20 protein-coding genes and 1 pseudogene are annotated in these 22,279 nt (G+C 61.1%); 20 read left to right on the top strand and 1 reads right to left on the bottom strand.

Annotated elements, in window-relative coordinates; genetic code table 11:
• Positions 1-453 precede the first annotated feature (453 nt).
• From AKG12_RS25230 to AKG12_RS25275, 8 genes are all read left to right on the top strand, one after another.
• Complete coding sequence (locus AKG12_RS25230; protein WP_350640848.1) at positions 454-1,569, top strand: DUF3991 and toprim domain-containing protein; 1,116 nt, start codon at positions 454-456, stop codon at positions 1,567-1,569.
• A 128-nt stretch (positions 1,570-1,697) separates the two neighbouring features.
• Positions 1,698-2,303: a DUF1419 domain-containing protein gene (locus AKG12_RS25235; RefSeq protein WP_046802253.1), complete on the top strand. Its 606-nt coding sequence runs from the start codon at positions 1,698-1,700 to the stop codon at positions 2,301-2,303.
• An 11-nt stretch (positions 2,304-2,314) separates the two neighbouring features.
• The gene (locus AKG12_RS25240; RefSeq protein ID WP_052760285.1) at positions 2,315-3,343 is read left to right on the top strand and encodes a DUF1419 domain-containing protein; all 1,029 of its coding nucleotides are present in this window, start codon (positions 2,315-2,317) and stop codon (positions 3,341-3,343) included.
• A 95-nt stretch (positions 3,344-3,438) separates the two neighbouring features.
• Entirely contained in the window at positions 3,439-3,858 is a 420-nt protein-coding gene (locus AKG12_RS25245; RefSeq protein WP_046802252.1) for a hypothetical protein, read from the top strand.
• A complete protein-coding gene (locus AKG12_RS25250) occupies positions 3,852-4,511 on the top strand; it encodes a hypothetical protein (protein WP_046802251.1) in 660 nt (219 codons plus the stop codon). Before AKG12_RS25245 ends, AKG12_RS25250 begins: the two co-directional genes overlap by 7 nt.
• The gene (locus AKG12_RS29745) at positions 4,508-5,146 is read left to right on the top strand and encodes a hypothetical protein (protein ID WP_082129064.1); all 639 of its coding nucleotides are present in this window, start codon (positions 4,508-4,510) and stop codon (positions 5,144-5,146) included. Before AKG12_RS25250 ends, AKG12_RS29745 begins: the two co-directional genes overlap by 4 nt.
• A 632-nt stretch (positions 5,147-5,778) precedes the next feature.
• Positions 5,779-6,180, top strand: coding sequence for a DUF3085 domain-containing protein (locus AKG12_RS25270; RefSeq protein WP_046802248.1), 402 nt, complete (start codon positions 5,779-5,781; stop codon positions 6,178-6,180).
• Positions 6,181-6,283: 103 nt separating this feature from the next.
• Positions 6,284-11,392: a helicase-like domain-containing protein gene (locus AKG12_RS25275; RefSeq protein WP_052820906.1), complete on the top strand. Its 5,109-nt coding sequence runs from the start codon at positions 6,284-6,286 to the stop codon at positions 11,390-11,392.
• A gap of 164 nt (positions 11,393-11,556) precedes the next feature.
• Here the strand turns inward: AKG12_RS25275 and AKG12_RS25280 are convergent, their stop codons facing one another.
• Positions 11,557-12,297 (bottom strand): NYN domain-containing protein, encoded by a 741-nt coding sequence (locus tag AKG12_RS25280; protein ID WP_046802246.1) that lies wholly within the window; start codon positions 12,295-12,297, stop codon positions 11,557-11,559.
• A 634-nt stretch (positions 12,298-12,931) separates the two neighbouring features.
• Between AKG12_RS25280 and AKG12_RS25285 the strand changes: the two genes are divergently transcribed.
• The 12 genes and pseudogenes from AKG12_RS25285 (at position 12,932) to AKG12_RS25335 (ending at position 22,214) form a co-directional block, all read left to right on the top strand.
• On the top strand, positions 12,932-14,722 hold the full coding sequence (locus tag AKG12_RS25285; protein ID WP_046802245.1) for a ParB/RepB/Spo0J family partition protein: 1,791 nt from the start codon (positions 12,932-12,934) through the stop codon (positions 14,720-14,722).
• Between the two features lie 96 nt (positions 14,723-14,818).
• Complete coding sequence (locus tag AKG12_RS25290; RefSeq protein WP_046802244.1) at positions 14,819-15,292, top strand: UCP036055 family protein; 474 nt, start codon at positions 14,819-14,821, stop codon at positions 15,290-15,292.
• Between the two features lie 96 nt (positions 15,293-15,388).
• Positions 15,389-15,862, top strand: a complete 474-nt coding sequence (locus AKG12_RS25295) for a UCP036055 family protein (RefSeq protein ID WP_046802243.1) — start codon at positions 15,389-15,391, stop codon at positions 15,860-15,862.
• On the top strand, positions 15,859-16,749 hold the full coding sequence (locus tag AKG12_RS25300) for a DUF7007 domain-containing protein (RefSeq protein WP_046802242.1): 891 nt from the start codon (positions 15,859-15,861) through the stop codon (positions 16,747-16,749). The genes AKG12_RS25295 and AKG12_RS25300 overlap by 4 nt, the downstream gene beginning before the upstream one ends.
• Complete coding sequence (locus tag AKG12_RS25305) at positions 16,746-17,081, top strand: hypothetical protein (protein WP_046802241.1); 336 nt, start codon at positions 16,746-16,748, stop codon at positions 17,079-17,081. Before AKG12_RS25300 ends, AKG12_RS25305 begins: the two co-directional genes overlap by 4 nt.
• A 409-nt stretch (positions 17,082-17,490) precedes the next feature.
• Positions 17,491-18,090 carry a hypothetical protein gene (locus AKG12_RS25310; protein WP_046802240.1) on the top strand — a complete coding sequence of 200 codons (600 nt, stop codon included), beginning with the start codon at positions 17,491-17,493 and terminating at the stop codon, positions 18,088-18,090.
• A gap of 72 nt (positions 18,091-18,162) precedes the next feature.
• Positions 18,163-18,663, top strand: a complete 501-nt coding sequence (locus tag AKG12_RS25315; protein ID WP_285277907.1) for a ProQ/FINO family protein — start codon at positions 18,163-18,165, stop codon at positions 18,661-18,663.
• Positions 18,664-18,964: 301 nt separating this feature from the next.
• Positions 18,965-19,894, top strand: coding sequence for an ArdC family protein (locus AKG12_RS25320; RefSeq protein ID WP_046802238.1), 930 nt, complete (start codon positions 18,965-18,967; stop codon positions 19,892-19,894).
• Positions 19,894-20,421: a hypothetical protein gene (locus tag AKG12_RS30420; protein WP_097142062.1), complete on the top strand. Its 528-nt coding sequence runs from the start codon at positions 19,894-19,896 to the stop codon at positions 20,419-20,421. Before AKG12_RS25320 ends, AKG12_RS30420 begins: the two co-directional genes overlap by 1 nt.
• Positions 20,402-21,004: pseudogene (locus AKG12_RS25330) on the top strand (hypothetical protein); the annotation flags it as partial. The gene AKG12_RS30420 and the pseudogene AKG12_RS25330, both read left to right, overlap by 20 nt.
• Positions 20,997-21,338, top strand: a complete 342-nt coding sequence (locus tag AKG12_RS29755; RefSeq protein ID WP_197283354.1) for a hypothetical protein — start codon at positions 20,997-20,999, stop codon at positions 21,336-21,338. The pseudogene AKG12_RS25330 and the gene AKG12_RS29755, both read left to right, overlap by 8 nt.
• 561 nt (positions 21,339-21,899) lie before the next feature.
• Entirely contained in the window at positions 21,900-22,214 is a 315-nt protein-coding gene (locus AKG12_RS25335; RefSeq protein WP_035226669.1) for a DUF736 domain-containing protein, read from the top strand.
• Positions 22,215-22,279 lie beyond the last annotated feature (65 nt).

Genomic DNA, 22,279 nt, shown 5'->3' on the forward strand with positions numbered 1-22,279 from the left:
CAGTCGCAGCGATGGAATCAGAATTCGGCGACCAAGGGAATCCTCAACGCGATTCCGCGTTCAATGGACGTGCTCTAGCACCGAAGCGTGAGGGGAGGGGAGGCGACTAAGGACATGTAGCTGAGCCATGGGCTGTATTCACCTCAGCTTAGACGATCGGGCCACGAAAACTACACCATGCGGGATCAATCACCGCGCCCAGAACCAGGCAGTCCATTGTAGAGACCCTCGCCAAACTGCGTTGGATCGAGAACCAGGACTGACTTGGACTACAGATATTTTGGGCGGCTTTGACCGAGCTCCGGGCGCCTTGATCTTTCAACCCCTTTCCGCTGCGCGATCAAGCTTGCTCGTAGACGAATGAGGCCGGCTTAAGAGCCGGCCTGCCCCTTTGGGTGCCGCTTGCGAGCCGGCGGCGGCAAGGGAAGCTTCGCCGCGGCGGACAGGCGGCGCTTGTGGCTCACGATTTCCCAGCAACTGCCTCCGCGCCCTTGCCTCCGCATGCTCTTCGCGGTCGCTAGATGGGGTCCCGCGAAATGTACGGGAAGGTATTTCGAGTGGAAAAGAGGGCGGCTGGAAAAGGCCGGAAAAAGAATGGAAAAGAAAGAAATCGAGGAACTGCGCAACCGTGTGCCATGCTCTGCCGTGCTGGAAAAGGCGGGCTTTTCCATTGATCTGAAGGAAAGCACCAGACGAGCGGTAAAATATCGCCGTGGCAGCGAAATCATCATCACGATTCACGACGGCCATGGTTGGTTCGACCCGCTTTCCGAAGCCAAGGGTGATGTATTCTCGCTCGTCGCCCATCTGGATGGTGGAGGGTTCAAGGCAGCACGCGATCGCGTTGCCGAGCTGATCGGCTATGTCCCGCAAGAAGCCGCCAGACGCACGCTTAGTCGCGCCCGAGGACCAAACCTTGCAATTGCCGAACGATGGGACCGCCAACGCAGACCGTGGCCGGGCTCGCAGACATGGGACTATCTCGCGAGGAACAGATTGCTGCCTCCCCATACACTCACAGCTGCCATATCGCAGAACCTTCTTCGGGAAGGCCCCTTTGGCAGTATGTGGGCGGCCCACACGAATGATGTTGGCGTCATTGCCGGTTGGGAGGAGCGCGGCCCGCAATGGAGAGGATTTTCGACCGGCGGGACCAAAATCCTGTTTCGCCTCGGCGGGTCTGCGGCTTCCAGGCTCTGTGTCACTGAAGCGGCGATCGATGCCATGAGCCTTGCTGCCTTCGAGGGTCTGCGTGATGGTACCCTCTATCTCAGTACCGGCGGGGGGTGGTCTCCGGCAACAGATGCGGCGCTGCGCGTACTTACCGGTTCTTCCGGCGTCCAGTTGGTCGCGGCAACTGACAATGACACGCAGGGCGACACGTTCGCCGATCGGCTTCGAACCCTTGCCGAAGAAGCGGGCTGCGGCTGGCAGCGATTGCGGCCTCCTGCAGACGACTGGAACGAGGCTCTGCAAGAGGGGGAGGCGGAACGAAGAAAAAGAAGGGGGGAAAGGGAAGGCGTGCGGCATACGCGCCGGCCACATCAAGGGAAGCTTCGCCCGGCCTGAAGCCGGCCCTTGACCCTGCCGATCGCGATGCCGGCGGCTGGGGAGGGGTGGTGAAGGACTGAAGAGGATGGTGAGGTCGAGAGGACAGCGCCGCGCATCGGTCCGGAACAACTCACAGGGAGCCGAAAATGAATACCTCACCCGCAATCCGCAAGGTCTATCAGGGGGTCGCCGACCGCCACCAGATGTTCCGCATGTTCGACCGCCACGCCCAGCGACCTGATCGTTGGAATGGCGATGCAACATCGCTCTACAGCGGAGAATGGTTCGAGATCCGCGAGAACGAACACGATTACATGTTCGAGATCCTGCCACCCCTGTGGATCTGCGGGTCGATGTTCGCCATGCGCGAGTTTCTGACCGGATCGATCACCAGTGTCTTCTTCGCGCTGCGCATAGACGGAGCCATCCGCCACTTCCACGGCTATTGCGATCTCTCTGATACCTCTTCAGTCGAGAACATGCGGCTTGCCATCACCGAGCGCGAAACCCGGCCGGTGCGTGCCATGACCCGGGATGAGCGCCTGAACCATATCTGGAGTAGCACGGCCGATGATTATCGCGGCTATGCCGGCGACCGTTGGCCATATGCCTTACGCGGCAAGAAAACGATCATCCTCTATGGTGGCGCGGCAGGCACCACGCTCAAGCTGCTGGAAGACCTGACCGACGACGAGATCGCCGCGAAACTGCCCGTGCATCTGCGCCACCTTCCCGTTTTCATCGCAGCGTGAGGGGGCGTGACATGGCAGACTACCGCACCGAGACTGTCGTGACGCCGGACATCCCGGCAAGCGACATGACACCGCTCGAGCGTCTGATGCTCTCTCTTGTTTTCGATGAAGAGGCGTGGAGCGACGGGACCTTCTTCAGCACCTGGAACAGTCCTAACGAACTGATCTCGCCACGCGAAGACGAACTGCGCGTGGCGCTTGAAGGCTCTCCTGGATCGGAAAGCCGGTTCAACGAGTATATCGCCAACCTGCTTGCGGCATTCGATGCCAAAGACGAGGCCGAGCGTGGCTTCTATATCGAGATCGACCTGACCACCAGCCAGGGTGGTTGGCCCGAGATCCTGCAGGATATTGTGCGGCGCTCCAATACCATCGAGGAAATCGTGGTCTGGGCGGCGTTTACCTGCTCGAAGATGTGCGCAGACGGCTTTGGCGGCAGTGTCATGCGCATTACCGGCACGGCAATCCAGTATTCCTCGACGACGGACCGGATCCACACGGGGACGGCGTCTGCAACTGAAGTTCGAGCGCTGCTGTCGAGGCACGATACAGCACCCATGTCCCTGCGACGATTCACCGGTATCCTGCACGCTGGTGAGTGGTTCGAGCTGCAGGAGCCCGCGGCGCGCGCGATGGCCGGTTTGTTTCTCGCCAGTCTACGGCCCGGAGGTCTGACTGTTCTCCCCGGACGCCGTCCCGAACAGATCCGGTCCGTCCTCTTCAGCCTCGTGACCGGTGATGGCGAACGCTGGTTCCACGGTTTCGTCAGCGTCACCGATCCCGCCGTGACGCCTGAAACCATGCGGGCGGCGATTGTTGCGCGCGAATCCGGCAAACCTGTCCTCGACATCCGCCAGGAAAAGCTCGAACGCATCTGGAATGCTGCGGGTGCAGACCGCGGCTATGCCGACGAGATCTGGCCGCCCGGCAATGAAGGCTTCAGGACCATCGTTATTCGCAGGCCCGGCTTCCGGCCTGTTCTCAAATTGCTCGCGCATCTTTGTGCCGAGGAGGTGCAGCAGCTGTTGCCCGAGGACTGACTGACACCAGCAACGCGGCGGTCAACAAACTTCATTTCGATCAGCTGGCCCGGAGCATCGCTTCGGGCCTGTCCGTTTCCAAAAAGGAGAGTTCCATGGGCGACCTAGAAACCACCATTGTCATCGACCCGGCGATCCCACTTACCGATATCACCGAACTTGAACGGCTGGTTCTCTCCAGCGTGTTCGATGCAGGTGAGGTGGACAACGCGCTGTTGCTCTATACCGACAGTGGCGCTGCCCTGACGTTCAGCCTGGCCGCGGGCGATCTATCGGTGGCCTATGAAACGTCTCGCCGCTCACCGAAGAGCGAGCTGAACCGGATCGTTGCCGAATGCTGGCGCGACCAGATCGATGGTCGGGACCGGATCGAAATCGATCTGCGACCAAGCTCCTGGGAGTTCATTCTACAGGACATTGTCGCACGCTCCGAAACGCTTTCGGAAGTCCGCGTACTCGAATGGTCCCGCATCCATCGCAGAGACCCGACAGTTTCGCTGCCTGCATCATGCTGATCACCGCAACGGAATGCGCAGGCCGTTCCAGCGGTGATCTCTTCGAGGAACTGCGCGCAGCAAACGAGATACAAAGGCCGGCCGAGGGCCTGAGATACCTGCCCGGCATGCCTGATCTCTCAAAAGCCGATCCGGTTCTTGAGCGAATGCGCAGTGCGATCGACCGCCAGATGACAGGGCGTTTGCCGCACGACCAGTTCCTGCTCGATGCGGGCGGTCGCAACTCGCTGACCACGATCCGCCGGTTCATCGAGTCCTTCGCCACGCCTGCGCCGGCCATGGCCGACATCCATAGCCGACAACTCGATGCCGCCCTGTGCTGCTGGGAGGCCATGCAGGACTACCGTATCCTCTTCGAACACGACAAGCCGCTGGTGCGGAACATTCACGCTCTGATGTTGCTCTGGACTCATCTCGGTTCGATCGAACTGCGGCGCTGGGCGCGGCCGGCTGCCATCTGCGCGCTCCAGATCCATGACCATCTTGGACGGGAGCTGATCGATCGCCATGCACCGTTCGACTATGGATTTATCCCGGCGGTTCTCGAAGTGCTTGAATGGACAGAGAATGGTCCTGACTTCGCAACACCGCTCGAGGATGCCGCCGCCCGCGTGCTGAAGAAGCTGGAAATGCATGAGGGAGGACGTCGATGAGCGAGAATGCACCATCTTCCATCCCGCCGGCAATTGCAAAGGTTTCTGCCGATCCCGCGTGCAGCAAGCATTTCGTGCATGTCTATACCGTGGTCCGGGTGAAGGTTGAAGTCGATGCCACAAACCACCGGGCCGCTATGACCGCGGCCGACGAACGTCTGTTCGGTAACGGATTTGCCGTCAGCCTCAATCCCCGCGGTATCGGCGTGATCGAGGCCGGCTATGCCGAGGAAGTGGTCGGTTATCTCGTCGATGAAGCGGACGACCCGGACTATGAGAAAACCCGGAGCTACAGTCCAGACCACGAGCCGCAAATATTGGATGACGGACATCGGCGTCCGCCCTTCGTCTCGCTGGAAGACCGGCGCGTGACACTGACATTCGTGCCCCAGATCTGGCGCCATGATCAGGCGATCGAGGTTGATGTCTCTGAACCAAAAGACTGGACCGTGGCGCTGTCACTGCTCCTCGAACGATTTCCGACAGAGGCAGAGTGGGATGCCAATGCGCAGATCAGGGATGATCTGCGTCACGAAGGTGATGCTCCACAATGGATCCGGGACTGGCCCGGCCCCTTTGAAGTTCGACTGGACGACGACGTTGCGGACGTCTGGAGTGGCTCCGATGAACTATGAGCGTCTTCTGCGGCGCCTCAGGGGCAACCCTGATCTGTTTGGCGATGATGACGAACGGTCGCGCCGTGTGACACGCCTTATCATACGCTGCAAGGCGCGGCTGATGCCCGAATGGGGAGGCGCGCGCCAAGCGAGTACAGCTGGAGGCCGACCGTCGCTTCTGGTTCCGGACCCTGTGAAGGGGAAAGGAAGGGGAAGAAAAGAAGACCCCTGCCGCATGTGGCTCCAGCCCGTCAAGGGCGGGCTTCGCCGCTAAAGCGGCCCTTGACCGGCCATCGCCAATGCAGCGGTGAAAAGCTGGATTGGAAAGTCTGAAGAGGCGAGGACAGCGCCGAAATTTTCCAGTCCAAATCCCGAAACTGCGAATGCCATGCTCCGACGGATCGAGATCCGGCGGCATGGTCGTTCGTCCCAACCAATGGTGAAAGACATGCCCATGAAGTTCTTCCCCCCTTCATCGCGCCGACCGATTGCAGGACGGCCTGGCGGATCGGAAAGCCGCCTCATTCCGTCGGCCGCCAATGATGACGATCCGGATCCGACGCCGCCGTCACCTGCGGCAGTAGCCAAACCTGTGGCGGTGGCGAATGAGATTCCGCCGCTTCCCATCGCGGTTTGACGGAGGATTGACCATGTTGACCTTCCCGGTCCAATCCGTCCTCGACGTCATCGCACGTGGTCGCGCCGACGCCGAGGCCAATGGCGGCTTCCGCGATCCCTATTATGGCCTCGAACCCGGAAAGGGTGAAAAGCCCGGCCTCTGGCTCGTTGGAGATCATGGGGTGTATTTGATGTCCAACGGAAAGTTGCCCGAAAACGGCAAGCCATTGGTCGTCTATGCCGAAGAATGCCACCCCGAGCAAAACGACGACTGGTTCGAGGTCAAACGCCAGACCTTCGGGGGCGATGATGGTGTCGATTTCATCGATGCCGAGAGCCTCGAAGCAATGATCGCCGCCAGCGCTGGCGGAACGCATCTCTCTTTCACCTTCGAGGAAGCCGCGATGCAGATCTCGGTCATCCAACGCGGCTGACGCATCATCGTCCGCTGCAACCACAACTTTCCCCCCTTCCACGCGAGCGCCACGCCGGTTCATCCGGTCGATGACGCTCGCCTTTTTCAGGAGCATTCACCAGATGTCCAACGATCCCTTTTCCCTCGACATGTTCGGCAATACCGCGCTCTCCTCCGGGCTTGGTTTTGGCCTTGGCACGACTGAACAATTTGCCCCCGAACCGGCAGCGCATGAAAACATAGCTACCGCGCCTGAAGCGCATGTCGTCCCGTTACCGGTTGTTGAGGCCAAACCACCCTTGCCAGGCAAGATGGGCGATCGTTTCAACTTCTATCTTGATGACGATGATCGCGACCTTCCGAAAAGCTGGAACGAGCGCGCCAGGATCAATGTCGCCGCCATCCTCTCCGCCAACGAGATCGAGAAGCTCGACGTTCCGGTGACGCGCGAACACCAGAAGCGCTTGATCCGTTTTACCGGTTTCGGAGCCTCCGAACTGGCGAGCGGCATGTTCCGTCGCCCCGGCGAGGTCGAATTCAGGGATGGTTGGGACGATCTTGGCGGTTCGCTGGAAGGCGCGGTCTCCGAAACGGATTACGCCTCGCTGGCGCGTTGCACGCAGTATGCCCACTTCACACCGGAGTTCATCATCCGTGCGATGTGGGCGGGTCTTCAACGTCTGGGATGGCGCGGCGGCCGCGTTCTTGAACCCGGCATCGGTACTGGTCTTTTCCCTGCATTGATGCCGCAGGCCTTCCGCGCATCCAGCTATGTCACCGGCATCGAGCTTGATCCGGTCACCGCCCGGATTGTCCGTCTCCTCCAGCCGAAGGCTCGGATAATCAATGGTGATTTTGCGCGTACCGATCTCGGGGTGATCTATGATCTCGCCATCGGAACCCCGCCGTTCTCTGATCGAACTGTCCGCTCCGATCGTAACTATCGCGGTCTCGGTCTCAGATTGCATGACTATTTCATCGCAAGGTCGATCGATCTGCTGAAGCCAGGCGCTCTCGCCGCTTTCGTCACCTCCCACGGCACGATGGACAAGGCCGATACGTCGGCCCGTGAGCATATTGCGAAATCGGCCAACCTTGTCGCTGCCATTCGCCTGCCGGAACGCGCGTTCCGCGCCGCCGCTGGTACCGATGTCGTGGTCGACATCCTGTTCTTCCGCAAACGCAAGGCCGGTGAGCCCGAAGGCGATGTCACCTGGCTCGACGTTGACGAAATCCGGCCAGCCACCGCCGATGAAGGCGCGATCCGTGTCAATCGCTGGTTCGCCAGACATCCCGTCTTCGTACTCGGCGATCATGCCCTTACCTCTGGGCCGTTTGGCGAAACCTATACCTGCCAGCCCCGTCCCGGCGAAGACCTAGAGGGTCTGCTGAAGGCCGCCATCTCTCTGCTTCCCGAACATCTCTATGATGGCGAGCCGAGCATCATCGATCTCGATCTGGAAGAAGAGCTCGCCGAGATCGTCGACCTGAAGCCCGATAACGCTAAAGTCCGTGAAGGCAGCTTTTTCCTCGACGGCGAGCATAACCTCATGCAGTTGATTGACGGCTCGCCCGTGCCGATCGGCATACGCAAGGGTCGCAGCAGCGACGGTATTCCCGAAAAGCATGCCCGGATCATTCGCAAGCTCCTGCCGATCCGCGATTCCGTTCGCGAGGTGCTGAAGGCCCAGGAGCAAGATCGACCGTGGCGGGATCTTCAGGTCCGGCTGCGCATCGCCTGGGGTGCCTTTGTTCGGGAGTTCGGGCCGATCAATCATACCACTGTCTCAATTAGCGACGACGAACAGACCGGTGAGGTGCGTGAGAGCCATCGACAGCCGAACCTCGCGCCGTTCAGGGACGATCCCGATTGCTGGTTGGTCGCGTCAATTGAGGACTACGACCTCGACACCGACACGGCAAAGCCCGGTCCGATCTTCTCTGAACGGGTGATTGCGCCACCGGTCGCACCTGTGATCTCCAGTGCCGGCGATGCGTTGGCGGTTATTCTAAACGAGCGCGGCCGTGTCGATCTCGAACACATCGCCGAACTGCTGCACATGTCCGCCGAGGAGGTGATTGAAGAGCTCGGCTATGCAGTCTTCCAGAATCCCGCCGACGGCTCCTGGCAGACGTCCGACGCTTATCTCTCTGGTCCGGTTCGTACCAGACTGACAGAAGCGGAAGCCGCCGCGGCACTCGATCCAGCCTTCGAGCGCAATGTCCGTGCCTTGCAGGCGGTCCAGCCGGCCGATCTTCGGCCTTCCGACATTACCGCGCGCCTCGGCGCGCCCTGGATCCCCGCAGCCGACGTCGTGGATTTCGTGAAAGAGATGATGGGCGCTGAAATCCGGATTCACCATATGCCGGAGCTCGGGAGCTGGACTGTCGAGGCGCGTCAGCTTGGATATAGTGCGGCGGGCACGTCCGAATGGGGCACCAGCCGGCGCGATGCCGGCGAACTGCTGGCAGACGCATTGAACTCCCGTGTGCCGCAGATCTTCGATACTATCAAGGACGTCGGCGGCGAGCGTCGTATCCTGAATGTCGTCGACACTGAAGCAGCGCGCGACAAGCTGCAGAAGATCAAGGAAGCCTTCCAGAAATGGGTCTGGACCGATCCGGATCGCACCGACCGGTTAGCCAGAATCTATAACGACCGCTTCAACAACATCGCGCCCCGGATCTTTAACGGATCGCATCTGAAACTGCCCGGCGCCAGCGCGGCCTTCCATCTCTATTCGCACCAGAAGCGCGGCATATGGCGCATCATCGCCGCCGGCTCCACCTATCTTGCTCATGCCGTCGGTGCAGGAAAAACCATGACGATGGCCGCGGCCATCATGGAGCAGAAACGTCTCGGGCTGATCGCCAAGGCGATGCAGGTCGTGCCGGGCCATTGCCTTGCACAGGCCGCACGTGAGTTTCTGGCGCTCTATCCATCCGCAAACATCCTTGTTGCGGACGAGACGAACTTCACCAAGGACAAGCGGGCGAGGTTTCTCTCCCGTGCTGCAACCGCGACCTGGGATGCGATCATTATCACCCATTCGGCCTTCAAGTTCATCGGTGTTCCCTCGGCCTTCGAACAACAGATGATCCATGACGAGCTGGAACTTTATGAGGAGCTGCTGACCAGGGTGGATGACGAGGACCGCGTCTCGCGCAAGCGGTTGGAACGGTTGAAGGAGGGATTGCAGGAACGCCTGGAGGCGCTTTCGACACGCAAGGACGACCTCTTGACGATTTCCGAGATCGGCGTCGACCAGATCGTGGTTGATGAAGCCCAGGAATTCAGGAAACTTTCCTTCGCGACCAACATGTCGACGTTGAAAGGCATCGATCCGAACGGATCGCAACGCGCCTGGGATCTCTATGTGAAATCCCGTTACATCGAAACACGAAATCCGGGTCGAGCCCTCGTTCTGGCATCGGGGACGCCTATTACGAATACACTAGGAGAGATGTTCTCGATCCAGCGGCTGCTTGGACATGAGGCGCTTGCCGAACGTGGCCTGCATGAATTCGATGCCTGGGCGAGTTGCTTCGGCGATACGTCAACGGAACTGGAGATCCAGCCGTCCGGCAAGTACCGCCCTGTCAGCCGCTTTGCGAGCTTCGTGAATGTCCCGGAACTGATCGCGATGTTCCGGGCCTTCGCCGACGTGGTGATGCCCGACGATCTTCGTGAATATGTCAGGGTGCCGGCAATTTCCACCGGTCGCCGTCAGATCGTCACCGCCAAGCCGACGCCTGCTTTCAAGATGTACCAGCAGATCCTGGAAGCGCGCATCAAGGCGATCGAGTTGCGTGAAGGACCGGCGCAGCCTGGTGACGACATTCTCCTGTCGGTGATCACGGATGGTCGCCATGCGGCGATCGATCTTCGTCTGGTCATGCCGGCGAATGACAACGAGGAGCACAACAAACTCAACATGCTTGTGCGCAACGCTTTCCGGATCTGGCAGGAGACAGGTGAAAGCATTTATAGCCGCCCGGATGGCAAGGACTACGATCTGCCGGGCGGCGCCCAGATGATCTTTTCCGATCTGGGGACCATAAATGTCGAGAAGACACGCGGCTTCTCGGCCTACCGCTGGATACGTGATGAACTTATCCGGCTCGGCGTGCCGGCTTCCGAGATCGCCTATATGCAAGACTATAAGAAGTCGGAGGCCAAGCAACGGTTGTTTGGCGACGTGCGCGCCGGCCGCATCCGCTTCCTCCTCGGATCCTCCGAGACAATGGGAACAGGTGTCAATGCGCAGTTGCGTCTTAAAGCCTTGCATCATCTCGACGTGCCGTGGCTGCCCTCTCAGATCGAACAACGCGAGGGGCGGATCGTGCGTCAGGGCAATCAGCATGATGAGGTCGATATTTTCGCCTACGCGACGGAAGGCAGTCTCGATGTCTCGATGTGGCAGAACAATGAGCGCAAGGCGAGGTTCATCGCTGCCGCGTTGAGCGGCGATACCTCGATCCGCAGGCTTGAAGATCTCGGCGAAGGCCAGGCGAACCACTTTGCAATGGCCAAAGCGATCGCCAGCGGTGACGAGAGGCTGATGCAAAAGGCAGGTTTGGAGGCCGATATCGCACGGCTTGAACGATTGCGCGCCGCGCACGACGACGATCAATATGCTGTTCGACGCCAGATCCGTGACGCCGAGCGTGACATCGAAACCGCGACCCGCCGGATTGGTGAGATCGGTGAGGACTTGAAGCGGTTTATTCCGACCGCAGCGGATTCCTTCACCATGACAGTTCTCGGCGAGGTCCACGATGAACGCAAGAAGGCTGGTCGGGCTCTGATGCAAGAAATCCTGACGCTCGTACAGCTTCGCCAGCATGGGGAGGTTCATCTCGCATCGATCGGCGGGGTCGATCTGCTCTATGACGGCGAACGGTTTGGCAAGGCGGACGGTTATCGCTATGCGACGCTGCTGCAACGTACCGGTGCTGACTACGAGATCGACCTGGCCGTCACGGTAACGCCGCTTGGAGCCATTTCCCGCCTCGAACACGCACTCGACGGGTTCGAGGAGGAGCGCGATCGTTATCGCCATCGTCTTGAAACCGGACGTCGCCTGCTCGCGTCATATCGCACCCGTGAGGGGGGAAGCTTCGCCTTCGCCGATGAACTTGCGCAAAAACGCCGTCAGTTGGCGGATGTGGATGAGGCGTTGGCAGCGTCAATGCGTGAGGAAGCTGGAAGCGTGGACAAAGCGGCGTGATCGCCGCCACCATCTATCGTTCCCTGCTGACTTGCGGGGGACGATACATCTGTCAGGCCTACAGTATGGTGGACCAGGGAGAGGACGACCCTGTGGCGCCATAAACGTTGATTTCCCCGAAACTGTTCATCGTCTTTTGACCGACCCGTGCGCGCCGCGTGCCCTCAGCTCTTTTTCCCGGATGACTTCTGCTTGACCCGGATACGGAGCGGGCGGCCCTCTGCAAGGTCAATATCGAAGGCATTCGTTTTCCGGACGAGATCGCTCAGCTTCCGAAACCCATAGGTTCGCGGATCGAAATCGGACGCCAGATTTGCAAGTTGATTGCCGACCGCGCCGAGCGGCACCCATCCATCTTCGCTTTCCATCTGGGCGATGACCTTCCTGATGATGGGCGTGGCGGCGCTCGGAGGTTGAAGAGAAGCTGTCGCCTGCGTCGCATCGGCTCCGTTCGCCGGGGCTGCGGGCAACAGATTTTCGGTATAGATGAAACGCCGGCATGCCTGCCGGAAACTCTCAGGCGTCTTCTGTTCGCCGAAACCGAAAACGTCGACGCCTTGCTCTCGGATGCGCGAGGCAAGTCGGGTAAAATCGCTGTCCGACGACACAAGGCAAAAACCGTCGAAGCGGCCGCTGTGCAGGAGATCCATCGCGTCGATGACAAGCGTGATGTCGGAAGCGTTCTTGCCGGTCGTGTAGGCGAACTGTTGCTGGGGAATGATCGCGTGTCTCGCGAGAACGTCGATCCACGCCTTTGAACGGGCACTCGCGAAGTCGCCATAGATGCGTCGAACGCTCGCTTTGCCGACCTTGGCAATCTCTTCGAACAACCCGTCGACGATTTTCGCGGACGCGTTGTCAGCGTCGATGAGCACCGCAAGCCGCGGCGATCTGGGTTCTGCCATGCTTCAGGATCCTGATTGACCGGGAGCCAGCATCACCGAGCCGGTGTTGTCTTGCAACCGTCTTGTTCGTGATGCCTAACTGCGCCGATATCGCATCGGCCGTGGAAAGCTGGACAGGCAGCGCAGCATTTGCATGGCTGCATTGCACAATAATTGGTTTTCTTGTGGTTAAAAAATAGTCATATAGCGCATAGCTGATGCATTTGACGGTTACCTCCCAGTTCCGTCGCAGCAGCTGTTCCCCTCTGGAGGTTCAATATCTCCACACTTCATGGGCCTCGGTTTTCGACGGCCCATTTTTTTTGTCCTCATTACAGAGCTGCGAGCACTCCTGCCACAAGCACTGTGGGCGATGGCGTCTTCGCGTCAAATGAATGGGAAGGAAGAAAAGGGGGGAGAAGAAACCGGTCGCAGATCGGTCCTCCCGCCGACGCTCACGCTCAACCGCCGCCTGCCGCATCCCGGCAACTCGTTCTTCGCAGGGCCTTCGGTCCCGCTCATCCTTCGCTGCAGGGACGCTCGGCCGCAGTTGCGCCGGTCCGGCCGCCCCGCGGTCCGGAAGATGTCTTCGGAAAAAAGAAGACACGAACAGGAGTGGCAAAGGGCCACTCCGTATCCGGTCAAGGAGAAACCCATGTATCTTGTCACGCTCGATCCACGCGCGCTGAAAGACAATCCCGACAAGACCCGTCAGTCGAAATCTTCGCCACAGGCAGATGCCCTGCTTTTGGCTACCATCAAGGCCGTCGGGATCATCCAGCCGCCTGTCGTCGAACCAGAACAGGGCGGCGGTAACGGCTATATCATCGATATCGGTCATCGCCGCGTGCGCCAGGCGATCGCCGCTGGGCTTGAGGAGATTCAGGTTCTCGTCGCCGACGCGGCAAACGACAATGGCGCCATGCGCTCCATGGTGGAAAACATCGCGCGCGAGCCGCTCAATCCGGTTGATCAATGGCGCGGCATCGAACGGCTCGTGGCTCTCGGCTGGACAGAGGAAGCCATCGCTCTTGCCCTCACATTGCATGTGCGGCAGGTTCGCAAGCTCAGGCTTCTCGCCAATGTGTTGCCTGCGATGCTCGATCAGATGGCGCTTGGCGACATGCCGTCCGAGCAGCAGTTGCGGACCATCGCGTCCGCCAGCGTCGAAGAACAGAAGCAGGTGTGGAAGGCCAACAAGCCGAAGAAGGGCGAGCGGGCATCCTGGCACCAGATTGCCAGCGCGCTTACGAAGAAGCGCCTGTATGCCAAGGATGCCAGCTTCGGTGATGATCTCGCAACGGCTTACGGCATCGAATGGGTCGAAGACCTGTTCGCACCAGCTGACGAGGATACGCGCTACACGACCAATGTCGAAGGCTTCCTCGGTGCGCAGCACGAATGGATGACCGCCAACCTGCCCAAGCGCGGTGCCATCGTCGAGGTCAATTCCTGGGGACAGCCCGAGCTGCCCAGGAAGGCCGATCGCGTCTACGGCAAGCCGCAGAAATCGGACCATGCCGGCATGTATCTTGATCGCGACGGTAAAGTGCAGACGGTCCACTATCGTCTTCCCGAAGTGAAGAAGCCGAAGGCCGCCAGTGGTGCGACGGCGGGTGGTGCCGGCGATGTCGACGACGATACGATCGTCAGTGCAAAGCCACGTCCCGATGTCACGCAAAAGGGCCTCGACATGGTCGGGGACTTTCGCACGGACGCCCTGCATGAGGCACTCGGCCGCGCACCGATTGAGGACGACACTTTGCTGGCGTTGCTCGTCCTTGCCTTCGCAGGCACCAACGTTCGCGTCGATTCCGGCGCCGGGGACACTGTCTTTGGCCAGAAACGCTTTGCCCGCCATGTTGTCCGCCTGATCGATGAGAACGGCAAACTGTCCTTCGATCTCGACACCCTGCGGGTGGTTGCCCGCTCGACGCTTGTCGAGGTGCTGTCATGCCGGCGCGGCATGTCGAACAGCGGGGTCATTTCCCGGATCGCCGGCGATGCCATCGGGGCAGACGGCTATCTGCCGAACATGGGCACCGAAGACTTCCTGCTTTGCTTGTCGCGTCAGGCGCTGGAGGCATCCTGCAAGGAGGCTTCGGTTCTTCCGCGCCAGAAGGTGCGGGAAACCCGCGCTGCGCTGGTTGACCACTATCAGGACGGGCATTTCGTGCACCCGTCGGCTCTCTTCGCACCGGAAGCCGGCGACGTCGCAGACCTGATCAAGCGCGGCGAGGTCATCGACATCGATGATGACGGTCCGGGCAGCGACGAGGAGGAGTTTGAAGTCTCTGATGATGCCGAAACTGGCACTGAGGCTGCCGACGGTGAGCCGTCCGAAGCCAGCGATGATGAACCGGATCAGGGTCCGGCTGATACTGACGGATCGGACGCTGCCACGCCTGACGATGACGACAGCGCCTACGGCATCGCCGCCGAGTAGCCGCTTCACCTCACCCAGTTCCAGACCAACTTCCGCCGCCGGCTTATCACCGGCGGCGGTTTCGTTTCCAGCCTCTCAAACCACAGGAGAAATCGAATGTCTGCGTCTCTCGTTTTCAAACTCGTCCCCATCGGTTCCGTTGTTTCCTGGTCCGATGGCACACCACGTCCGCCGGAGCGTCACAAGAAAAAGCTTGCCGCGTGGAAGACCAGAAACAGCTCCGGCCGACTGATCCGCAAGCAGCCCACCCAGACCCGCGGTAGCTATACCGCGCCCGATTGCTTCACCATCCATGAAGGTGACCACGGCAGCAACGGCACCATCGTGCTTCGCGTCTATCGTACCTTCGACGTCGGAGCGTGCTCCCTGAGTTTTTCAGTGGTCGAACGTCCCGCGATCGGCTCGGTGCGGATCTTCGATCGTGCCGGCGAGGGCGCGGAGCTCGTTCATGTCGCTGCCAATCGCTCCGCAGCTGAAGAATGGCTCACCCGCCACCGGCATCCGCACGCCGTCCTGGAAGACGTCGAACGCACCCAAGAGAGCCCTTCTGCGGAGCAGGCTGCCGCGTAAGCTGCCCATCCTTCCCGCCTCGAAGAGGCCTTCCGCCGTCGGACCTTGTCCGGCGGCGCTCCTGTTTCGACCCTTGCAATGAAAAGGAGGACATTGATGTCCGCACTCATGATCTTCGACCGCGTGCCGGTCGGTTCCACTATCTGCTGGACGGATGGCAAGCCGCGTCCGCCGGAGAACCACATCCGCGCGCTTGCCGGATGGAAACGCGACAATGCCGAGGGACGGCTGGTGCGCAAACGCAGCCATTCTGTCATGGGTCAGTCACTCGTCCCGGCGAGCTTCAAGGTCGCCACGGACGGTATCGACGATCTCGGCGCCGTTATCGGCCCCGACTTCAGGACGTTTCCTGTCGACAGCACCTTCCACTTTATGATTGTCGATCGCCCCGCGGTCGGTTCCTTCCGCATTTTCGACGGCGCCGGTGCAGATGCCGAACTCCTCCATCTCGCCTCGAGCCGCGAACATGCCGACGTCTGGGTAAAGAACTGTGGTTTCGCCGTCACGACAATCGTCGAGGTGACCGCGGACGAAATCGCCGCCGATCGGATCGAAGGGAGGGCAGCATGAACGACCCCGTCACCACCGATCCCGCAATAATCCCAGAAGATTCAGGGGTAGAGTTCGCGCGCAGCGCGGAGGACTTTCCGGTCGCCCGTATCGGCGACATTACGCTTGCCATGCTGCCGTTCCCCAAGGGCGACGGCTTCCTCGCCAGTGCCTGGCGGATATCCAGGCCGCTTACCGAGATGAGGCGAGAGGACTTTTACGGGCATGAAGGCCGGTTGGCCGACGAGAACGCATTCCGTGACCGGGTGTTTGAGACGGCCCAGCATCGTCGCGAGCTTTCGACCCTCAACCGTGTGCAGACACGAATGGCCCGCAGCACGCCATGGGGCGCCTCGCAAATGGCGACGGTTTATGCCGAGGGCGTGACGTCGCACATGACGGCAGGCCACGGCGGCTTCCATCTGTCGGTGGAACGGAATGACCTGATCCACCCGGCGCTGCGTAAAGAAAGCCGGTGGTACGAAGAAGATGCCGAATGGGCGATCGTCGCACTGACGTTCCCGGATCTGTTCACCACCTATGAACGCCGTATCGCCGGCGATACGATCCGCAATACATGGCCTGACGCGTGGGAAACGATCCACGGCTGCATCCTTGACCCTGCCGAGTCCTGGGCCAAGGCGCGCAGGCTTTTCGACGAGGGGCATGCAGATGACTGGGTCGTGATTTCAGCGATCCTCTCCAGCCACCATGCCGGCATGACCGAAGTGATCGCCACACTCGGCGGCAGGCGAGACCTCGATGCCTTGGAGCGCCGGTATCTCGTGCCCAGTCCCGAATATGCGACGAGAAGTCCGTTCGGCTTCGTCATCGATATGGACCGACATCAGCCCTATGACGGCCCCTCCAGCTTCATCGGCTGGGACCCGGGGAGGACGGCCGCATGAAACCCATCAGCCCTCGCATGTTGTTGACCCGCATGGAGGCAGCACATCGCGAGACCCGGCATCATCTCGATCGCGTTCACCGGCAGATCGCCGGCCGCGCCGAACGCATCGCGATCACGCAGAAGGCGAAAGCCAGACACCTCGCCCGCAAACGGACAGGGTCACGAAGGAGCCGCAACGACGAGACGGTGTTCCGTGCGCATCTCGATCGCCTGCAATTCGAAAGGCGTCTGGAACTCGATGGCCTCACAGGCAAACTGGCTCGCCAGGAGCAGGCCATCGACACGCTGCGACGAAAACTCGGCGAAGAGGCCGGCCGCAGGGTTGCGTGAGCGGCTCACAGGGACGGTCTTGCGAAGGGGACGCGGGGTGCTGACTCGGTGATCGCCAACTGTGGTGAGGGCGCGTCATTGTCAGGCGGGTATCCCACCACGCCTTTCCGATGATGCCTTCGGCCCCTTGCCGCTCCGCCCCTCGGTTGTGTTGCGGCCTAATCCGGCGGCCGTTTGCTTCAAGGCCGCTATCGCGCCGCGGGGCGGCCGGAACAGCCTGCCTCTCATCACCAGCCCGCGTCCCGCGCAGGGCTACACCCCGCTTGGCCGCAGGCCGATGACGCTCGCCATGGCCGCCCCGGACCCTGAAGCAACCGTCATTCCGCCGGCTTTTCCAGACCGCACCCGAGGGACGGAGCGGCAAGGGGTCGCTTCGGGTCCCCGGAGGAAACCCGAGAAGGAAACCCTCATGGCCAAGTCCGCAACCCCCTCCCGTCAGTCCCCCCGCCCGTCGGCGCGCGTCGTCCAGCTCCGCAAGGGTGCAACCCTCGAAATGGTTCGGCTCACTTGCCCCGATACCGCGCAGGCGCTACTGATCGCCGAAAGCTTCGGGACCGCCGTCGTCGATAGCGACGGCATCCGCGACCTGCATGAGCGGCTGATCATCGAAACCGCAGACAGCCTTTCTGAGGGCCTGGGCGAGCGGGCGATGCAGATCCATCTCCAGCGTGTCGTCGGCGCCTATGTCGGGTCCGCTCATGGTGCGGGACAGTTTTACAGCCGCGCCGTCACCGAAGCTCGCGATGCGACGGCCAAGGCGGCCAATGACGCCCGCGATGAGGACCTCGATGGTCCGGTTGGTTACGACAGCGCCGCCCAGCGCAAACGCGAGTTTGCCGCGGACATGGCCATACAGTCCCACGCGCTGCGGATGGCGGCCGAAGGTGCCGTCGCAGCCTATGAACAGGTGGTCGGTGAAAGCTGGAAGCCGTTCGACCGCCCGGTCGAAAATCCCGGACAAAATCTCGACCGCAAGGCTGCGGCCGCGCAGTTGGCGGCTTTCGACTGATCCGCTTGATGGCGGGGCTTCGGCCCCGCTTTTTTTGTGCCTATAGCGGTGCCCGCCTCGGCCAGTTTCGCCGTGCAGCCGTTTAACCGTCGCAGTTTGTCACTATATCCCCTGGACGGCGTTATCGATGGGGATGACATGAATAACGAACAGGCGTCCGAAGTGAAACCCTGGACCACCTCGCAAGGCCCGGTTACTGCCAGTGCCAATGATCTCAAAAAAGCTGCTGCCATCAACGAATTGCTGATCGACGTTGCGGCGATCCTTCCGCGAAAGGAAACTGATCCGGTTTTGCCATTCGAGATCGGCATCTTCGAGCAATTCAGTGCCCGACTTCAGCCTGGAATCGCCAGGATCCGTCTTCGCCGCGCTGTCGCCGCCTACGCGGCGGCAAAAAATTACCTGCTGGCCTGCGCCCAGCCGGATGCCATGCGCCACGATATTGCCGGGCGCCCGACATCGCCGGTCAGTGCCGACGACAGAATGGCGGCGCAACGGCGCGTGACGGAAATCCGCCGCCAAAGAAAATTGCAAGCCGATATTGCCGGCATCAGCGGTACCCAACAGGGTTGAACCCATCCACCGCCGTCACGCTGACAGTGCTCGACCCTATTGTGGTCTTCGGTTGAAGGCAGTCGTGGGTGGCGCCGCCGCCGTGAACGCATCGATGAACAACAGGCTTTGAAAGGTCGCTGCAATGCGGCCCCGTCCTTGCTGTCGGTCCTGCAGGAGCCGGCGGCAAGCCGCAACGGCTGCGCCGTCCTCCACTGCGTTGCGGCCGTTCCGGTGCGGCCCGCCCCCTGACAGCTCCTGCCACGGTCCCTCCGCGACGGGGCCGCAATGGCGCGGCCTCCTGAATGGAGGGCAAAGAAAAATGAACAGGAAAGAAGAACACAGCGATCGAAGCGATATCTATTCCCGGATCACCAACCGGATCGTTGCCGATCTGGAAAAGGGCGTCCGGCCGTGGATGAAACCCTGGAGTTCCGCCAACGCGGCTGGTCGGGTTACCCGGCCGCTGCGCCATAACGGACAGCCCTATTCCGGCATGAACGTCCTCCTGTTGTGGTCGGAGGGTATCGCGCGAGGCTTTTCCTCGCAGACCTGGATGACGTTCAAACAGGCCTTGCAGCTTGACGCTGCGGTGCGCAAGGGCGAGGCCGGTTCCACCGTCGTCTTCGCCAGCCGCTTCACGAAGTCCGAGGACGATGGAAAAGGCGGCGAGGTCGATCGGGAAATCCCGTTCCTGAAGGCCTACCGTGTATTCAACGTCGAACAAATCGACGGTCTGCCCGAGCATTATTACCACCGCCCGGTCGCGCAGATCGACCCCGTCGAGCGCCTCGAACAGGCTGACCGGTTCTTTCGCCACACCGGTGCCCTTATCCGGCATGGCGGCAACCAGGCCTATTATTCGCCGGTCATGGACTACATCCAGATGCCACCCTTCGAGACGTTCAAGGATGCGGCCAGCTACTATGCAACCCTGAGTCATGAGGCAACCCATTGGACTGCAAGTCCGGAGAGGGTCGGACGCGACCTCAGCCGCTATGCCAAGGACAGATCGGAGCGCAGCCGCGAAGAGCTGATTGCCGAGCTGGGAAGCGTTTTCCTAGCCGCAGACCTGGGAATCTCCCCCGAGCTCGAACCACGGCCCGATCATGCAAGTTACCTCCACTCATGGTTGAAGGTGCTGGGCGAAGACAAGCGTGCAATCTTCCAGGCGGCGGCCCACGCGCAAGGCGCCACCGCCTATCTGCATGGCTTGCAGCCGAACGGCGCTGAACACAGGGAGGCTGCGTGATGGCCATCCCTTACATGAGATTGCCCATCCTCGCGTGCTCGGCGACCAAACGAGACGGTCCTCGATACATGCCGACCATCGACCGCTACGATGGCCCGCTCTGGCCGACGCTGCGCACGGTCGATCCGCGAAGGCAGAAGGCGCAAGTCGCAGTTCTTTCCGCCCATCTCGGCTTCGGGGCCGCAGAAATGCCGATCGAGATCTACGATGCCCGTATGACCGAAACGATGGTCGCTGCGATGAAGAGCGGCGATCTCGGAACACGCTGGTCGCGTCCCACTTCTCATGTCCGCGTCATGCCCTCCGGCGAACATCCGGGAATGCACATCGCCTCGTTCACCGAGCATCGGAAATTTGCCTTTTGCGATGTCGGGCTCACCGGCGGGTATCACTATCTCGACGTCATGCGGCACCTTGTCGATCTGTTTAGCAAAGCGGGCTATGTCACAGGCGATGCCCGGATCACGGAGATCAATCGATCCATCGGCTTGATGCGACGCGACCTGCGCCGCTGTGCCGATCCTTGATGAAGATGAGGACGGTGAAATCGTCACAGTCGCCACCCGTCAGACCAGGAGCGAGACAATCTCGATCGGCATGATCCGACGCCAATGCACCTCCGACTACAAGATCGTTCCGATCCGCAGGAAGGTACCCGAGCTTGCAGGGCTCACACGCCGGAGGTCTCCCGGCGAACCGGTTGTGGAACAATGGATCGGCATCTCGACAGATGAAGTCATCAGGATGAAACCAAGCCGGGAGGCATGGCAAGCCAATCGCTGGCCACTGATTGAACAGCGCATGAGCCGACGCGACTGCCTTGCGTGGCTGCGCCGCCATGACTATCCCGAGCCCCCGAAATCCGCCTGCATCGGGTGCCCCTTCCATGACGATGCACGCTGGCGCTTCATGCGCGATCACGACACCGATGCCTGGATCGATGCGGTCGACGTCGACCGCGCCATTCGCAGCGGATTGCGCGGCATTCGCGGCAAGGTCTTTCTCCATCGCTCCGCCGTGCCACTTGAAGAGGCGGACCTGTCGACGGCCGCAGACCACGGCCAGCTCGATCTGTGGCCGAATGAATGCGAGGGTATGTGCGGTGTCTGATCGATCCTCCAGCGCCGAAGTGCGCAACCCTCTTCTGAGACTGCCCGCGGCGCAAAAAATGCGATCCCTGTCACCGGAAGCGCGTGCGGTTCTGGCAGAGCTTCTGCGGGAGCTGTCGTTCGACGCGCGAGAGCGCGCCGAACGGAGCTGGCGACAGAACAAGGCGCCGATGGCGGTCTACTGGAAAGCCGTTGCCGTCTATGCCGGGCATCTCTATCGGATCGCGCGTCTGACAGGAGCCCGGTGCGAGCGGGCGAGCGCGACCCGTGCCTCAGAGGCAGAAGTCGGCGATGGCGCCCCCGGACATGACACCCCGCGTTCTGATCCGCGGTGAACCGGACAAGGCGGTCTTCATCCCTTTCGGCAGGGTTGCCGACGGCAGATATCCGGTGCCGCCGCTGACGCGTCACATGGATGAGGTGAGCTGTGCCGTGAGTCGGTGAAGTCCACCCGTGCGCTGCCTCAAACGCAGCGGGAGGGGCAGGCGGGAAATCCGACGTCCCGGAAAAAGTCGTCGCCAGACGAAAGCGCCAGCATGCGGCCGATCCCGAAAGTCCGTGCCACCGAAAGAGTCCGTTCGAAGCCGGGGACCGCCGAGACCCCGCGCCCTGCCAGGTTCCTACGCCCTTGACACCGGTGCACCCACGCAGACCTCGATGGAACTGGTGTGACCGCAAGGCGCCTGCGGCTCGATCGGCCGACCGCAACGACCGGTCCGGACTATTTTCCGCCGCCCGGCGAGCCGGGCTTTGCATCGCGAAACAAAATAGCCCGCTCCAGCCGCCCTCCACTGCGTTCCGGCCCCTGAAGGGGTGCAGTGCCGATCGCTCCCGGTCCTTACACCGTCATCGAGGCAGCGATGGGCGCAGCCCGATCACACGAAAGGAACCAAGTCATGGCAGTCATCGGCGAATTCACCACCAACGGCAACACCATCGTCGGCAACGTTCGCACTCTAACCGTCGCAATGAAGGCCCGCCTCAATCCCATCGAGCGCGTCTCCCGCGACGCCCCGGATTTCCGCGTCACCTCTGGCGCCGCCGAAGTGGGAGCCGGCTGGAACTCGGTTTCGGCCAACGGCGAGCCCTACATCTCCTTGAAGCTCGACGATCCGAGCTTCAACGCCCCGATCAACGCCGCCCTGTGGCCGGCCGAAAAAGAAGGCGACTACGTCCTCGTCTGGTCCCGCCCGAACCGCGAGGCCGCATGACGGGGTCCACAAATGGCCCCGCCGCGAGGCGGGGTCGTTCGCAAGACGCGACAAAGCCGGATCCG

The organism is Agrobacterium sp. SUL3, assembly GCF_001263295.1.
GTDB classification, from domain to species: Bacteria; Pseudomonadota; Alphaproteobacteria; order Rhizobiales; family Rhizobiaceae; genus Agrobacterium; species Agrobacterium tomkonis.

Excerpts from the sequence above, each read along its gene's own strand:
- AKG12_RS25235 (WP_046802253.1), top strand. The coding sequence starts at position 1,698 with ATGAATACCTCACCCGCAATCCGCAAGGTCTATCAGGGGGTCGCCGAC.
- AKG12_RS25240 (WP_052760285.1), top strand. The coding sequence starts at position 2,315 with ATGGCAGACTACCGCACCGAGACTGTCGTGACGCCGGACATCCCGGCA.
- AKG12_RS25245 (WP_046802252.1), top strand. The coding sequence starts at position 3,439 with ATGGGCGACCTAGAAACCACCATTGTCATCGACCCGGCGATCCCACTT.
- AKG12_RS25250 (WP_046802251.1), top strand. The coding sequence starts at position 3,852 with ATGCTGATCACCGCAACGGAATGCGCAGGCCGTTCCAGCGGTGATCTC.
- AKG12_RS29745 (WP_082129064.1), top strand. The coding sequence starts at position 4,508 with ATGAGCGAGAATGCACCATCTTCCATCCCGCCGGCAATTGCAAAGGTT.
- AKG12_RS25270 (WP_046802248.1), top strand. The coding sequence starts at position 5,779 with ATGTTGACCTTCCCGGTCCAATCCGTCCTCGACGTCATCGCACGTGGT.
- AKG12_RS25275 (WP_052820906.1), top strand. The coding sequence starts at position 6,284 with ATGTCCAACGATCCCTTTTCCCTCGACATGTTCGGCAATACCGCGCTC.
- AKG12_RS25280 (WP_046802246.1), bottom strand. The coding sequence starts at position 12,297 with ATGGCAGAACCCAGATCGCCGCGGCTTGCGGTGCTCATCGACGCTGAC.
- AKG12_RS25285 (WP_046802245.1), top strand. The coding sequence starts at position 12,932 with ATGTATCTTGTCACGCTCGATCCACGCGCGCTGAAAGACAATCCCGAC.
- AKG12_RS25290 (WP_046802244.1), top strand. The coding sequence starts at position 14,819 with ATGTCTGCGTCTCTCGTTTTCAAACTCGTCCCCATCGGTTCCGTTGTT.
- AKG12_RS25295 (WP_046802243.1), top strand. The coding sequence starts at position 15,389 with ATGTCCGCACTCATGATCTTCGACCGCGTGCCGGTCGGTTCCACTATC.
- AKG12_RS25300 (WP_046802242.1), top strand. The coding sequence starts at position 15,859 with ATGAACGACCCCGTCACCACCGATCCCGCAATAATCCCAGAAGATTCA.
- AKG12_RS25305 (WP_046802241.1), top strand. The coding sequence starts at position 16,746 with ATGAAACCCATCAGCCCTCGCATGTTGTTGACCCGCATGGAGGCAGCA.
- AKG12_RS25310 (WP_046802240.1), top strand. The coding sequence starts at position 17,491 with ATGGCCAAGTCCGCAACCCCCTCCCGTCAGTCCCCCCGCCCGTCGGCG.
- AKG12_RS25320 (WP_046802238.1), top strand. The coding sequence starts at position 18,965 with ATGAACAGGAAAGAAGAACACAGCGATCGAAGCGATATCTATTCCCGG.
- AKG12_RS30420 (WP_097142062.1), top strand. The coding sequence starts at position 19,894 with ATGGCCATCCCTTACATGAGATTGCCCATCCTCGCGTGCTCGGCGACC.
- AKG12_RS25335 (WP_035226669.1), top strand. The coding sequence starts at position 21,900 with ATGGCAGTCATCGGCGAATTCACCACCAACGGCAACACCATCGTCGGC.